Origin of the sequence: Streptomyces sp. NPDC021115, from assembly GCF_044333065.1 — a bacterium.
In the GTDB taxonomy this organism is placed as follows: domain Bacteria; phylum Actinomycetota; class Actinomycetes; order Streptomycetales; family Streptomycetaceae; genus Streptomyces.
The window spans coordinates 21,564-36,142 of sequence record NZ_JBIRQF010000016.1; the positions used below are offsets into that span (position 1 = coordinate 21,564).

Consider the following 14,579-nt stretch of genomic DNA (forward strand, 5'->3'; position numbering starts at 1 on the left):
CACGCAGATCGTAAGCACATGCCTACGAAACTGCTGAGATCTTCCTGGACACCCGGGCCGGACCACGGCCGGGACGGCTCCGTCCTGGTCAGCGTCACCGACTTCAGGCTCAACCGGCTGATGGACCTGCCCGGTATCCACCGCGCGGCCCGACGGCTCGCAAACGGCTGGCCGGAGCTGGACGGGGCGTACGGAATGTGGCTCTGGGCGCAGCCCATCGCGGGGCGCTGCGGTGCCGTGGCTGTCTGGCGGAACGAGGCCGCCCTGAACCAGTTCATCGCCTGGCCGCCGCACGTGGACATCATGCGTGCGTACCGGGGGAGGGGCGCCCTGACCTCCACCACCTGGCACTCGGATGCGTTCGACCCGGCGGAGACCTGGGCCCGCGCCCGCACCCGCCTACTCGGCTGAGCCCGTCCAGTTGGGGCCGACGGGGAGGGCCCCGACGCCTAGGGCTGTGGGGAGCGGACGGGGGAGACGTCGATGAACCACTCCCGGCCCAGCAGCAGGCCGAAGAGCGGGGGCGGGAGGCGGAGCATCGTCCGCATGGCGGCACTCATGCGGCCCGTGCCTTCGATCTGGGAACGGTGGGCCGCCAGGGCCGCCTGCTTCTGGCGGGCATAGCGGTGGACGTCAAGGCGGTGGGTGATGTCCGACCGGGGGCTGAAGCGGGTGCTCAGCTCCTCGGGGGTGAAGCGGAGGGGGACCCTCAGGCGGTGGGCCAGGCGGACCAGGCGCTCGGCGGCGTCGCGGGGCATCGTCGCCTCCAGCACCCTCGGCGTCTTGGCCAGTTCGGCGGCGCGGCGGCCGACCTGGTGGACCTTGATGTGGTCGCGGTGGCCGTAGCCGCCGTGCGGGTCGTAGTGGAGCAGCATCGACGCGTCCTCGTCGCGGAGGATCGTGGCCAGGCGCTCGGCGGCCTCCTCCGTGTCCGCCCGGACGAAGCGCGCACGGTCCGGCGGGTCGGGGTAGAGGAGCGGGCCGTGGCCGCTGTCCGCGTAGCCGAGGTGGACGACGCGGTCGACGCCCAACAGTGCCGCGCTGGTGCGCAGTTCGTGCAGGCGGGGTGATTCGGCCTGCGTCGGTGCGGCGTCCACCAGGCCGTCCGTGGCGACCACGACCACCACCCGGTGTCCCTCATCGGCGAGCCGGGCGAGCGTGCCGCCGGTCAGCAGTGCCTCGTCGTCGGGGTGGGCGTGGAATGCCAGGACGGTAGCCATGCGGTCCATCCTGGCATTCGCTGGCGGGCGGCGCGCCCTATCGGTCCTGGCTGAGCCCGTCGAACGCTCCGGCCTTCGCCGCGCGTATGAAGGTGCCGAGGGTGGCGGGGGTGGTGGTGAGGATGACGTCCGGTTCTTCGCTCTCCCGGAGCGCGATGGTGTGGGGTGCGGGGGCGGCGACGTAGACGCAGTTGGATGCCTGGGCGCAGTACGAAGAGCCGCGCCAATCAGCCGGGACCTTGGCGATATAGACGCAGTTGGATCCTTCGTGGCTGTAGGACGACTTCTGCCAGACGTGGTCGGACACCTTGCGCTTCCTCTCAGGTGCTCTGAGCGATGTGATGGATGAGGTCGCGGGACGCTGTCGGGTTCAGGGCGTAGTTCTCGAAGCGGTCCAGTACGCTCCGATACTTCACGAGGTGAGCTTCAGCGTCGAGTAGCGCGTTGCCGTGATCCGTGTCGAGTTGGACGGTATCGAGCTGTGGGATTGAGCCGCCGAAGTAGTCGATGGGTTGGCCAGATCCGGGGAGTGGCTTCGCGCCGAATGGGACCACCAGGACGGTGACACACTCGCGTTCGCTCATCTCGATGAGGTGCTGAAGCTGGGCGCGGGCCACGATCGGGCCACCAAGTCCCATGCGCAGGGCAGCTTCATGGATGATCGCCGTTAGCGGTGTCGGCTCGCTCCTGTGCAAGATCCCCTGCCGCTTGATGCGGTGCGAAACGCGGTGTTCCACCGCGTGTGGCGGAAGAGGCGGGACCGTCGAGTCGAAGAGCGCTCGGGCGTGCTCCCTGGTCTGGAGAAGGCCCGGTACGTGGATCATTGTAGCGACGCGTACGGAGGTGGCGTGGTGCTCCAGCTCGGCCAGGTCGAGTAGTCCGGCGGGCAGGACCTCTCGCTGCTGCTCCCACCAGCCTCGGGTCTGTCTCCCGGTCATCTCCACGAGGGCGTCGATCAGAGCCTGATCCGCGCAGTTGTACAGGCTCGCCAAGTGGCGCACCCGGTCGGCACTCACCGCATAGCGCCCTGCCTCGATGCTGCTGACGCGTGACTGGCTGGCCCCGAAGAGGCGACCCGCCTCGGTGGCGGACAGGTCGGTTCGTTCGCGGAGCCGTCGCAACTCCGCGCCCAAGCGCCGCTGTCGCACGGTCGGCGGGTACTTGGTCGGAGCCATGAGCGATCTCTCCCTGCGGGGTTTGGGCGTGGTGGTGTCACCCTATCGGGGGGCATTGGGCTCCATGCGCTGAAATCCTGGGATGTAGCCCATGTTTCACGCTACGGTGTGAACCACGTCACCGTACGTGCATGGCCCAATTCCCCCTCCTGACGGGAGACTTCCATGGCTGCCTTCGACTTCGACCAAGAACTCCGCGACCTCGCACTCGACCAGGCGCCCCGCGTCTTCGCCGTCGCCGTGCAGTACGAGGTGGAACCTGGCGCGCTGGACGGGGAGATCGCCGCGTGGGGCCTTGCGTACGACGACGGGAGCGCGCACGTCGTCACCGCCAACGGGCAGCACCGGCTCAGCCTCACTTCACCCGAACGAGCGACGTGGTGGTTCGGGCGGGAGAAGGGGATCACCGCGCGGATCGTGTGGTTCGCGGCGCCCACGGCGCCCAGCTTCGAGCGGGCCGAGGCGGCCTGAGACCGCCCCTCGGGTGCGGGCTTCGTCTCGCGCCTTCGGCGATGGAGCATGCGGCGGGGGAGCGGCGGGGCCCGCGCCATTGCCGTCCGGCGGGCCGTCGTCGCGTTTGCGGTGAGGACGCGCCGTCGGTTCGTTCATATGCGGCCCGCGGGCGGCTCAAACTCACCGCAACTGACCGAGGTCACGGCGCCCAGCCCCGTCAGGCCCGCCGGACGGCGACGGCGAGGAACCCGGGCCCCGGGCCCGCCGCATGCTCCATGCGCCGCAGGCGCGAGACGGTGCGGAAGGGGGGCCGGGCCGCGTCGTCCGATGGTGCGTTGCCGCCCGCCGGGTGCCCGCAGGCAAGCAATGGACCGGGCAGGCTGAGCCCGATTGTGGGCTCAGCCTGCCCCAACGGCTCAGCCGAGCAGTTCGACCTCGGCCAGGGTGGCCTTGGCGTCTGGTATCAGGCGGTAGTGCTCGTACATACCGGGCGACCGCACCGTGAAGACGCGGGTCTGCTTGTCCCAGGACCAGGACTCATCCGTCCGGCGGTCCAGGTCCTTCCAGGTCTTGCCGTCCGGCGAGCCCTGGAGGACCCAGCCGGTGGGTGCCTTCGTTCGGTCGGATGAGGTGAGGGTGTATTGGACGGCGCGGGACGGCGATGACACCGGCAGGGTCGCCGACTCGAACGTCGCCTCCGTACCCGACGTGTCGTCCAGCAGCGCCGTGCCACCGCTCGGCACCGTCAGATCGTGGCGCGGGGTCGGCACCTTGTCGTCCTGGGTGATGGAGGACGGGGCGGCATCGGCGCCCGTGCCCCACTTCGACGGCTTGGCGCCCATCGCGAACTCCAGCGTGCCGCCGCGCGCGAGCACCGAGTGGGGGAGGGCGGTGGAGTTCCACGACTTGCCGTTGACCTTCAGGCCCTGGACGTAGACGTTGGAACGACTGTTGCGCGGGGCTTTGACGACCAGGTCGCGGCCGTTCTCCAGGTGCACCGTGACCTTCTTGAACAGCGGCGAGCCGATCGCGTACTCGGAGCCGCCCATCACCAGGGGGTAGAAGCCGAGCGCGCTGAAGAGGTACCAGGCGGACTGCTCGCCGTTGTCCTCGTCGCCGTGGTAGCCCTGACCTATCTCGCTGCCGGTGTAGAGGCGGGCGAGCACCTCGCGGACCTTCTCCTGGGTCTTCCAGGGCTGCCCGGCCGCGTCGTACATGTACGTCACATGGTGCGCGACCTGGTTGCTGTGGCCGTACATGCCCATCCGGACGTCGCGCGCCTCGGTCATCTCGTGGATGACGCCGCTGTACGACCCCTTGAAGTCGGGGGAGGCGGTCTCCGGGGTGGAGAAGTACGCGTCGAGCTTCTTCGCCAGCCCGGAACGCCCGCCGTAGAGGTTGGCCAGGCCCCGGCTGTCCTGCGGGGCGGTGAAGGCGTAGCCCCAGCCGTTGGTCTCGGTGTAGTCGTAGCCCCAGATCCGCGGGTCGTACTTGTCGGACGGCACGCGCCACTTTCCGGCCGCGTCGCGGCCCTGGAAGAAGCCCGCCTTGTCGTCGAACAGCGTGACGTAGTTCTGGGCGCGGTGCAGGAAGTAGTCGGACTCTTCCTGGTAGCGGGGCTTCTTGGTCTTCGCGTACAGGGCCTTGCCCATGTTCGCCAGGCCGAAGTCGTTGAGGTAGCCCTCCAGCGCCCAGGACAGGCCCTCATGGGTCTCGGTGCTGGTGTAGCCGAGGAAGGGGGAGGTGGACATGCCCTTCCTGCCCACACCCGGCGCGGGCGGCACGGCGGTGGCGTTCTTCAGCGCCGCCTCGTACGCGGCCTCGGCGTCGAAGCGGACGCCCTTGAGGTACGCGTCGGCGAAGGCCACGTCCGAGCTGGTGCCGGTCATGAGGTCGGCGTAGCCGGGGGAGGACCAGCGGGAGATCCAGCCGCCGTCCTTGTACTGCTGGACGAAGCCGTCGACCATCGTCCCCGCGCGCTTCGGGGTGAGCAGGGAGTAGGCGGGCCAGGTGGTGCGGTAGGTGTCCCAGAAGCCGTTGTTGACGTAGACCTTGCCGTCGACGATCTTCGCGCCGGTGCGGGTCGGGGTGTTCTGCCCGGCGGCGGGCGAGAAGGCGCTCGCGTACTGGTAGCGCGGCTTCCGCTCGGTCCCGGTGTTCTCGTAACCGGAATTGGGATAGAGGTACAGCCGGTAGAGGCTGGAGTAGAGCGTGGTGAGCTGGTCGCGGCTGGCTCCCTCGACCTCGATACGGCCCAGGATGTCGTCCCAGGCGCTCTGGGCGCGCCGTTCGACCTGCTCGAACGAGGTGGAGGCGGGTATCTCGCGCTCCAGGTTGGTCTTCGCCTGGTCGACGCCGATGAGGGAGGTGGCGAGCCTCAGGGTGACGGCGCGGTCCTTGCCGGGGCTGAAGCGGAAGTAGCCGGTGACGTCCTGCCCGCCCCCTCCGGGCAGCTTGCCGCTCGCGCTGACGGGCGCGTCGAAGGCGCCGTAGACGAACATCCGGGTGGCGCCGGCGGACCCTCCGCTCTTGACGTCGGAGAAGCCGGTGACGACGCCGTGCTCGGGGTCGAGGGTGAGCCCGCCGTCGTTCTTGACGTTGTCGAAGATGACGCTCGCGTCCTCACCTGGATAGGTGAAGCGCATGACCGCCGCGTGGTCGGTCGGCGCGATCTCGGCCTTGAGGCCGCTCTCGAACGTCACGCCGTAGCCGTACGGCCGGGCCGTCTCCTTCTCGTGCCGGAAGGGGAGCGCGCGGGCGGTGCGGGAGGCGTCCGGGGTGCCGGACGCGGCGGACGGCATCACCTGGAACGTCTGCCGGTCGCCCATCCAGGGGCTCGGCTCATGGCTCGCGCTGAACGCCTGGACGGTGGGCAGGTTGTCGTCGTTGTTGGCGCGGGCGTACTGGTAGAGCCAGTCGGTGGAGCCCGCGTTGGTCACCGGCGTCCAGAAGTTGAAGCCGCCGGGGACGGCGGTCGCGGGGAAGTTGTTGCCGCGCGAGAAGCTGCCGCTGGAGTTCGTGCCACGGGTGGTCACCGCGTAGTCGGAGAGGTGCTTCAGGGGCTTCTCGGGTGCCTTGGGGGTGAGGGAGATGTCGTCCACCCAGCCGCGGAACTTCGCCGGGCCCTTGGGGGAGTCGTACGCGACGAGGATCCGGTCGACCGTCTTGCCCGCCGCGACGGCGCCGATCCGGGACTCCTTGTGGTTCCACTGGTTGACGTACAGCGTCTTGGAGGCCCCCTGCCCCTGGGGGCTCATCCGGGCGCCGTGCTGGTCCAGCGCGCGGGGCAGGTCGCTCAAGTAGGTGCCGTCGGTGAAGGCGAGGTCGACGGAGACATGGGTGGCCGGATAGCTCAGATCGGTCTCCGTCATCGACGGGAAGATCCGGTACGAGAGCAGGGTGTCGCGGGTGACGGCCGTGTTCACGTCGAAGACCTTGTTGTACGAGTACCCCCGGCCGTCCGGGGTGTGGGTGCCCGCGTACCGCAGGGCGTGGGTGCCGGTGAAGCCCGCGTTCCCCTTGGCGGTGGGGGAGCCGGCCGGGCCCCGGTCGACCAGGCTGCGCATGTCGGCGGGGGCGGGCGGGCTGGTGTCGGCGTTCGCTAACTGCACCTCGGCGATCTGGGTGGCGTCCGCGCCCTTGTTACGGGTGATCTCCAGGCGGAAGTGACGGTAGGCGGCGGCGCCCTCGACGGAGAACTCCCGGGTCTGTTGGCGCTTGTCGAACACCTGGTCCTTGCGGGTGTCCAGGGTGGTCCAGTCGGAGCCGTCGGCGGAGCCCTTGAGCGTCCAGTCGGCCGGGTCGCGCTCCGGGGCGTCGTTGGCGGAGGTGAGGGCGTAACGGACGACGGCGACGGGCTCGGAGAGGTCGAATTCGAGCCAGGGCGTCCTGTCGAACGCGAGCCACTTGGTGGTGACGTCGCCGTCGACCAGGTTCTCCTTGGTCTCGCCCGCGTCGGCGTACTCGCCGCTCGCCCGGACCTCGGTGACCTTGTCGGTCACGTTCCCCGGGATGCCGGAGGTGTAGCCGCCGTCGACCCCGTGGGCCTTCTTCCCGCCGTCCGGGGTGGTCTCGACGGTGTTGCGCCAGTCGGGCTGGGGATCGTCCGCTTCGAAGGACGAGGCGAACCGCGTCGTGGCGCGGTCCGCGGCCGCTGCGGGGCCGCGCGGGGCGGCGGACGCCGCGCCCTGGGCGGTCACCGTCAGCAGAACGGCCGCCACCAGGGCGGCCGCTCGACCGGACGTGTGTCTGGGTCTGAGCCGTCTCTGTCGCATACGCAGCCTCTCCACGTCTCAACAGGCCTGACAACGTTGTCGATTGAATGGGGCAAAGATAAGTAGGGCCGCGCGGGGCGGGTGGTGTCAAGGTGACGGCCGGGTGTAACCCACACGGGTGAGCGCTCCGCTGGGCACTCCCGGCAGGACACCCCCTGGCACTCCATGCGAGTGATCTTGGGGTGGCGACCGCGCGACGCGGGCCGCACCCCCGCCGGGGTGCGGCCCTTGTCCATGACGGCCGGTCAATAATCCAACAGCGATCGTTCAGCCGGGAGAGTTGGATTTCGTGGCCATCGACAGGCGGCACTTCTTCGCCTTCTTGGAGGAGTCCGCCTGGAGGGCGGAGACCTTGATGGTCTTGTCCGAGTTCCCCGCCACCGAGGCGTCGGACTCGGTGCCCGTGGTCACGACCTCGTCGGAGCTGTCCACGAACCCGACGAGGAGGAAGTAATAGGCCGTGGAGGAGCTGGAGTTGCTGATCTTCACATTGGCGTACGGCTTGCCGTCCGGGCTCCAGCCGCACGTGCCCATCTTGGCGTCCGCCGATATCAGCCCGGAGCCGCCGGTGGGCTCGTCCGAGGGGTCGTCGGTGGGCTCCTCGGTGGGCTCCTCCGTCGGTTCCACCGGGAGCCGGGCCATGCCCTTGCCGATCGCGGCGCCGCCCTTGGCGTCCCCGGCCGGAGAGCCGCCTCTGTCCGCGCCGCAGCCCGCGGAGAGTGCGAGTGTCGCGGCCACGACAACACTGGTGGCGAGGGGGAGCTGCTTGCGGGACACGACGACCGCCTCTCATGGGGCGCGCGCACGGCGGAGTGCCGTACGGGCTGGGCCCCCCACGGTATGTCGGACAGGTCTCAACTCGGGAAAGATGCCTACCCGATGACCATTCGATCTTGCCCTCTCGATACCCAGTGGACTATACCTTTCCCCCCAGGGGGAGGCCGCGCCGCGGCCATGCCGAGTCGGCCTCGGCGGTTCTGAGCCCTCCCGGCGCACACCCAGCAATTCCGCTTCACGCTTCAACTGACCCGCGGTGTCGGGCCCCTCGCCCGGAGGCGAGCATGTACGGGAGACCGTTACACCGCCTGAGTCCTGACGAAGGCGAGGACTTGAGCATGGGATCCACCTCAGATTTTGGTCGGCGTGACCTGATCAAACGGTCGGCGGCCCTCGGACTGATCACCGTGCCCGCGATGAGTGTGCTCTCCGCCTGTGCCAGCGGCGGTGACAACAGCGACAAGAAGGTCGACAAGGGCGAGAAGAGCGCCAAGAACCCGCTCGCCGTCAACGCGAGCGCCCCGCTCGACGTCGTCATCTTCGACGGCGGCTTCGGCCAGAAGTACGCCAAGGACGCCGAGGCGGAGTACGCGAAGGCGTACCCGAAGACCGCGGGCAAGATCAAGCACTCAGCGACCCAGAAGATCCAGACCGTCCTCCAGCCGCGGTTCAACGGCGGCACCCCGCCGGACCTGGTCGACAACTCCGGTGCCGAGCAGATGGACTTCGGCACCCTGGTCAGCAAGAACCAGCTGACCGACCTCACCCCGCTGCTCGACTCGCCCTCCCTGGACGACCCGAAGAAGACGGTGCGCGAGACGCTGCGCCCCGGCGTCGTCGAGATGGGCCAGTTCGACGGCAAGCCGGTGTGGATCCTCTACTACGCGTACACGGTCTACGGCGTCTGGTACTCCAAGACCAACCTGGCGAAGCTCGACGCGGAGTACCCGGAGACCTGGGACGACATGCTCAAGGTCTGCGAGAAGGCGAAGAAGAAGGGCGTCGCGGGCTGGACCTACCCGGGCAAGTTCCCGTACTACCTGCCGTTCAGCCTCTACCCCTTCATCGCCAAGATCGGCGGCCGGGACGTCCTGGACTCGATCGACAACCTGGAGCCCAACGCCTGGAAGAACCCGGCCGTGAAGGCGGCCTTCGAGGCGTACTACGAGCTGTACAAGAAGGGCTACATCCTCAAGGGCACCCCTGGCCTGACCCACATCGAGTCGCAGACCGCCTGGAACGAGGGGAAGGCGCTGTTCATCCCCAACGGCTCCTGGGTGGAGAACGAGGCGAAGAAGACCACGCCGAAGGACTTCCAGATGTCGGTCGGCGCGCCCTCCAGCCTCGACAAGAGCGACAAGATGCCGTTCGGCACCCTCTGGGCGTCGGGCGGTGAGCCGTTCATCGTGCCGAAGTCGGCCAAGAACCCCGAGGGCGGCATGGAGCTGCTGCGGATCATGCTCGGCGAGAAGTCGACCAAGAACTTCGTCCAGCAGGTCTCCTCGCTCTCCTCGCTCAACGGCGGCACCGAGGGGCTGACCCTGCCGCCGGGCCTGTCGTCCGCGCAGGCGGTGCTGGAGAAGGCGGGCAAGAACGTCGTCAACCCGCGCCTCCAGGACTGGTACGTGACGCTCCAGAAGCAGCAGATCGGCGTGGGCGTGCTGGGCGAGATGATGGCGGGCCGGATGACCCCGGCCGAGGCGATGAAGAAGTGCCAGAAGTTCGCCGACGCCACGGCGAAGGACGACGCCGTCAAGAAGTACAAGCACGTCTGACGTCTGAACCGAAGGCACATCTGATGGGATTCGATGCGTCACCGGCGGCATTATCCGCGAGGGAAGTCCGAGGTCGGTAGAAATGCAGCATGGAAAGTACCGGTTCATCGCGGGGTTCCTGGCCCTGCCGGTGATCCTTTACGCGGTCTTCGTGATCTCGCCGTTCGTCCAGGCCATCTACTATTCGTTCACGGACTGGACCGGCCTGAGTTCCGACTTCAAGATGGTCGGGTTCAGGAACTACGACTGGCTGCTGCATGACGACCTCTTCTGGAAAGCGGTCGGCCACAATGTTCTGCTGCTGCTGGTCGTGCCGCTGGTGACGCTCGGTCTCGGACTCTTCTTCGCGTTCATGCTCAACGTCGGCGGCCGCGGCAGGAAGAACGCGGCCGTCACGGGCGTGCGTGGGTCGAGCGTCTACAAGGTGATCTATTTCTTTCCGCAGGTGCTCTCGATCGCGATCGTCGCCCTGCTGTTCCAGTTCACCTACAACCCGCGCAACGGCGCGCTCAACGCCTTCCTCGGCGGCATCGGCCTGGACGCGCTCCAGCAGGAGTGGCTGGCCGATCCGAAGCTCGCGCTGTGGTGCCTCATGGCCGTCATGGTGTGGAGCAACGTCGGCTTCTACGTCGTCCTCTTCTCCGCCGGGATGAGCTCCATCCCGAAGGACTTCTACGAGGCCGCCCTGCTCGACGGCGCCAACCGGGTGAACACGTTCTTCCGGATCACCGTGCCGCTGCTGTGGGACACGGTCCAGACCGGCTGGATCTACATGGGCATCATCGCCCTCGACGCCTTCGCCGTCGTGCAGATCATGACGGTGGGGCCGGGCGGACCCGCCGACTCCACCCAGGTCCTCGGCTACTACGTGTACACCAAGACCTTCCACGACGGGCAGGCCGGACGGGCGACCACGATCGGCGTCGCGATGCTGATCGTCACCCTGATCTTCGCGGTCGTCGTGGGCCGGCTCGGCCGGCGCGAACGGCTGGAGTACTGATGCCGGGGCCCGCGACCGCACCCGCGAACCACCGCCCGACCGCCGACCTGGGGGGATCACAGTGACCTCGCAAGCAGAGCCCTCGGAACTCCCCGGCGTCACCAAGGCCGACGAGCCGCCGCTCGCCGGGCCCGTCGACAAGCGGCCGCCGCGCTTCACCCCGGAGGGGCGGCTCGGCAGCGAGGGCAAGGTCCTCAACGTCTTCTCGCACGGCATCCTGGTGATCTGGGGGCTGCTCGTCACCATGCCGCTGCTGTGGGCGGTGATGAGCTCCCTCAAGACCGACAAGGAGATCTTCACCTCGCCCTGGGGGCTGCCCTCCGCGCTGCACTTCGACAACTGGTCGCGCGCCTGGGGCAAGTCGAACATCGGCGACTTCTTCCTCAACACCGTTCTGGTGGTGGGGTGTTCGCTGGTCGGCACGATGCTGCTGGGGGCGATGGCGGCGTATGTGCTGGCCCGGTTCGAATTCCCCGGGAAGCGGGTCGTCTACTTCATGTTCGTCGGCGGGATGAGCTTTCCGATCATCCTGGCGCTGGTGCCGCTGTTCTTCGTCATGAAGAACATGAGCCTGCTCAACACCTTCCACGGGCTGATCCTGGTCTATATCGCCTATTCGCTCCCGTTCACCGTCTTCTTCCTCACCTCGTTCTTCAAGACGCTGCCCACCTCGGTGGCGGAGGCGGCGCTGATCGACGGGGCGTCCCACACCCGGACGTTCTTCCAGGTCATGCTGCCGATGGCGAAGCCCGGGCTGATCAGCGTCGGCATCTTCAATTTCCTCGGCCAGTGGAACCAGTACATGCTGCCCACGGTGCTCAACACGGACGAGGACAAGCGGGTGCTCACCCAGGGTCTGGTGCAGCTCGCGGCCAGCCAGCAATACAAGGGGGACTGGTCGGCGCTCTTCGCCGGGCTGGTGCTGGCGATGCTTCCGGTGCTCGCGGCGTACATCGTCTTCCAGCGCCAGGTCCAGTCCGGACTGACCGCCGGAGCGCTCAAGTAAAACCCGCATAAGATTCACTATGTGAACGAAACGGATGCGATCGCTCCGTCGTACGCTGGCGGGATATCGCGATTGTGCGCGGGTGCGCGGGGAAACCTCCTGCCACACCCTCGCTCAAAGGGCCGCCTCGCCACGTCAAGGGCTTGACGTGGAACAAGCGAGGCGGCTCAGCTTAGAGTTCACATGTTGGAGACAAAGCCGGGCCTCCTCGCTGCGGCCCGGCCGGCGGAGCGGCCGGCGTGCCGCCCGTGAAGGCGGGAGTGGATGGGCGTGGAGACTCCGGGATCGCAGTCGTCGCTGCACCGGGCCAATCTCGAGCGGGTGGTCCGTGCCGTGCGCATGGCGGGCTCGCTGACCCAGGCGGAGATCGCCCGGTCCACCGGGCTGTCCGCGGCCACCGTCTCCAACATCGTGCGCGAGCTGAAGGACGGCGGAACGGTCGAGGTCACGCCCACCTCGGCGGGCGGCCGCCGGGCGCGCAGCGTCTCGCTCAGCGGGGACGCGGGCATCGTCGTGGGCGTGGATTTCGGCCATACGCACCTCAGGGTCGCGGTCGGGAACCTCGCCCATCAGGTGCTGGCCGAGGAGGCCGAGCCGCTGGATGTGGACGCCTCCTCCGCACAGGGCCTGGACCGGGCGGAACAGCTGGTCAGCAGGCTGATCGCGAGCACCGGCCTGAGCCAGGACAAGGTCGTCGGCGTCGGCCTCGGCGTCCCGGCCCCGATAGACGTGGAGACCGGCACGCTCGGCTCGACCGCGATCCTGCCGGGCTGGGCGGGCACCAATCCGCGCGACGACCTGGCCCAGCGGCTCGGGGTGCCGGTCCACGTGGACAACGACGCCAACCTGGGCGCGCTCGGCGAGCTGGTGTGGGGCTCCGGGCGCGGGGTCGCCGACCTCGCGTACATCAAGGTCGCCGACGGCGTCGGCGCGGGGCTGGTGATCAGCGGCCAGATCTACCGCGGCCCGGGCGGCACCGCGGGCGAGATCGGCCACATCACCCTGGACGAGTCGGGCCCGGTGTGCCGCTGCGGCAACCGCGGCTGTCTGGAGACCTTCGCCGCGGCCCGCTACATCCTGCCGCTGCTGCACTCCGCCCATGGCGCGGACCTCACCGTCGAGCGCATGGTGCAGCTCGCCAGGGACGGCGACCCCGGCTGCCGCCGGGTGATCGCGGACGTCGGCCGCCACATCGGCAGCGGCGTGGCGAACCTGTGCAACCTGATCAACCCCAGCCGCATGGTGCTGGGCGGCCACCTCGCCGAGGCGGGGGAGCTGGTGCTGGGCCCGATCCGCGAGTCGGTCGCGCGGTACGCCATCCCGAGCGCCGCCCGTCAGCTGGCCGTGATGCCGGGGGCGCTCGGCGGCCGGGCCGAGGTGCTGGGCGCGCTGGCGCTGGTGCTGAGCGAGATGGGCGACTCGACGCTGCTGGAGGGCGCGCTGTCGGCGGGCACCCCGGCCCTCGCCTGAGCCCGTCGCCGTACCGCCTGGCGCTCGCCTGACACCCGCACAGCCTTCGTGCCCCCGAGGACCTTTCACGGGTCCTCGGGGGCACTCTTCTTGCCCTTTCGGGCAACTCCGCTCTGCGTTCACTCAGATAACGAATGGCACCGTTGCCATCTCGTTAAGGATTTACTTCTTGACGCCATGACGGGGCCGGAGTTGACTTCACGCCACCTCGGCCGCAATGACGCGGCCTCGTCAGGGAGGTCACCCCCGTTATGAACGCAACGATGCGTCGCGTCGCCATGGCCACCGCCGTCGTATCGATGGCCGCCTCGCTCGCCGCCTGTGGTTCGGCGAAGGAAGCGGACAAGAAAGGCGGCAAGGAGAAGAAGTCCGGTCCGCTGTCCATCGGGCTCCTTCTGCCCGAGGACCAGACGGCGAGATACGAGAACTTCGACCGGCCGTTGATCAAGAAGAAGATCCTGGCCGACTGCTCCGGCTGCGAGATTCACTACGTCAACGCCAAGTCGGATCCGGCCGTACAGCAGCAGCAGGTCGACTCCATGATCACCAAAAAGGTCGACGTCATCATTCTGGATTCGGTGGACTCCAAGTCCATTGCCGGTTCGGTCAAGAAGGCCGCCGAGGCGGATATCCCGGTCGTCGCCTACGACCGGCTGGCCGAGGGCCCGGTCTCCGCCTACACGTCCTTCGACAACGAGACGGTCGGCAAGGTCCAGGGCCAGGCGCTGCTGGAGGCGCTGGGGAAGAAGGCCAAGGACGGCAAGGTCATCATGCTCAACGGCTGGGAGGCCGACCCCAACGCCGCCCTGTTCAAGAAGGGCGCGATGTCGGTCCTCAAGGGCAAGGTGGACATCGCCAAGTCGTACGACATCGACCGCTGGCTGGCCGAGGAGGCCAACAAGGCCATGACGGGCGCCATTTCCTCCGTCGGCAAGGACAACATCGTCGGCGTCTACTCCGCCAACGACAGCATGGCGGGCGGCGCGATCACCGCGCTCAAGAGCGGTGGCGTCAAGCCGCTGCCCCCGGTGACCGGCCAGGACGCCGAACTCGCCGGTGTGCAGCGGGTGGTGAGCGGTGAGCAGTACATGAGCGTCTACAAGTCCTACGTGGCGGAGGCGACCGCGGCCGCGAAGATGGCCGTCGCCCTCGGGCGCGGCGGGAAGGCCACCGGGACCAGCACGGTCGACAGCCCGACCACCAAGGACATCCCGGCCACGCTCATCCCCCCGATCTCGCTGACCAAGGACAAGATCAAGAGCACCGTCGTCAAGGACGGTCTCTACACGGTCGCTCAGATCTGCACGGCGAAGCTGAAGGCGGCCTGCGACGCGGCCGGGCTCAAGTAGCCCTTCCCAGCCTTCCACCGGGCCGGAGCGGGCCGCCGTGACCACACCGGCGGCCCGCCCGCTCGCCCCTCGCACACCCC

General features: G+C 68.4%; 12 protein-coding genes. 7 read left to right on the forward strand and 5 right to left on the reverse strand.

Translation table 11 applies throughout. From position 1 onward, the window contains the following. Positions 1 to 18: 18 nt before the first annotated feature. Positions 19 to 411 (forward strand): hypothetical protein, encoded by a 393-nt coding sequence (locus ACH4TL_RS34320; RefSeq protein WP_398324106.1) that lies wholly within the window; start codon positions 19 to 21, stop codon positions 409 to 411. Positions 412 to 449: 38 nt separating this feature from the next. Here the strand turns inward: ACH4TL_RS34320 and ACH4TL_RS34325 are convergent, their stop codons facing one another. From ACH4TL_RS34325 to ACH4TL_RS34335, 3 genes are read right to left on the reverse strand one after another with little or no spacing between them, the layout of a single operon-like run. Then, on the reverse strand, positions 450 to 1,220 hold the full coding sequence (locus ACH4TL_RS34325) for a PIG-L deacetylase family protein (protein ID WP_398324108.1): 771 nt from the start codon (positions 1,218 to 1,220) through the stop codon (positions 450 to 452). A gap of 37 nt (positions 1,221 to 1,257) precedes the next feature. Beyond that, positions 1,258 to 1,527: a DUF397 domain-containing protein gene (locus ACH4TL_RS34330; protein ID WP_398324110.1), complete on the reverse strand. Its 270-nt coding sequence runs from the start codon at positions 1,525 to 1,527 to the stop codon at positions 1,258 to 1,260. A 13-nt stretch (positions 1,528 to 1,540) separates the two neighbouring features. Continuing rightward, complete coding sequence (locus tag ACH4TL_RS34335) at positions 1,541 to 2,395, reverse strand: helix-turn-helix domain-containing protein (protein ID WP_398324112.1); 855 nt, start codon at positions 2,393 to 2,395, stop codon at positions 1,541 to 1,543. Positions 2,396 to 2,560: 165 nt separating this feature from the next. On the opposite strand from ACH4TL_RS34335, the gene ACH4TL_RS34340 reads away from it, so the two are divergent. Further along, entirely contained in the window at positions 2,561 to 2,866 is a 306-nt protein-coding gene (locus tag ACH4TL_RS34340) for a hypothetical protein (protein ID WP_398324114.1), read from the forward strand. A gap of 398 nt (positions 2,867 to 3,264) precedes the next feature. Here the strand turns inward: ACH4TL_RS34340 and ACH4TL_RS34345 are convergent, their stop codons facing one another. Both ACH4TL_RS34345 and ACH4TL_RS34350 read right to left on the reverse strand, forming a co-directional pair. Then, on the reverse strand, positions 3,265 to 7,122 hold the full coding sequence (locus ACH4TL_RS34345) for a GH92 family glycosyl hydrolase (protein WP_398324116.1): 3,858 nt from the start codon (positions 7,120 to 7,122) through the stop codon (positions 3,265 to 3,267). 267 nt (positions 7,123 to 7,389) lie between these two features. Continuing rightward, the gene (locus ACH4TL_RS34350) at positions 7,390 to 7,899 is read right to left on the reverse strand and encodes a hypothetical protein (RefSeq protein ID WP_398324118.1); all 510 of its coding nucleotides are present in this window, start codon (positions 7,897 to 7,899) and stop codon (positions 7,390 to 7,392) included. Between the two features lie 338 nt (positions 7,900 to 8,237). On the opposite strand from ACH4TL_RS34350, the gene ngcE reads away from it, so the two are divergent. The 5 genes from ngcE (at position 8,238) to ACH4TL_RS34375 (ending at position 14,499) form a co-directional block, all read left to right on the forward strand. Further along, positions 8,238 to 9,674, forward strand: coding sequence for an N-acetylglucosamine/diacetylchitobiose ABC transporter substrate-binding protein (gene ngcE, locus ACH4TL_RS34355; RefSeq protein ID WP_398324120.1), 1,437 nt, complete (start codon positions 8,238 to 8,240; stop codon positions 9,672 to 9,674). A gap of 82 nt (positions 9,675 to 9,756) precedes the next feature. Continuing rightward, a complete protein-coding gene (locus ACH4TL_RS34360) occupies positions 9,757 to 10,674 on the forward strand; it encodes a carbohydrate ABC transporter permease (protein ID WP_398324123.1) in 918 nt (305 codons plus the stop codon). Between the two features lie 61 nt (positions 10,675 to 10,735). Next, the gene (locus tag ACH4TL_RS34365; RefSeq protein ID WP_398324126.1) at positions 10,736 to 11,680 is read left to right on the forward strand and encodes a carbohydrate ABC transporter permease; all 945 of its coding nucleotides are present in this window, start codon (positions 10,736 to 10,738) and stop codon (positions 11,678 to 11,680) included. 270 nt (positions 11,681 to 11,950) lie between these two features. Next, positions 11,951 to 13,150 carry an ROK family protein gene (locus ACH4TL_RS34370; RefSeq protein WP_398324416.1) on the forward strand — a complete coding sequence of 400 codons (1,200 nt, stop codon included), beginning with the start codon at positions 11,951 to 11,953 and terminating at the stop codon, positions 13,148 to 13,150. Between the two features lie 251 nt (positions 13,151 to 13,401). Then, positions 13,402 to 14,499, forward strand: a complete 1,098-nt coding sequence (locus ACH4TL_RS34375; protein WP_398324128.1) for a substrate-binding domain-containing protein — start codon at positions 13,402 to 13,404, stop codon at positions 14,497 to 14,499. Positions 14,500 to 14,579 lie beyond the last annotated feature (80 nt).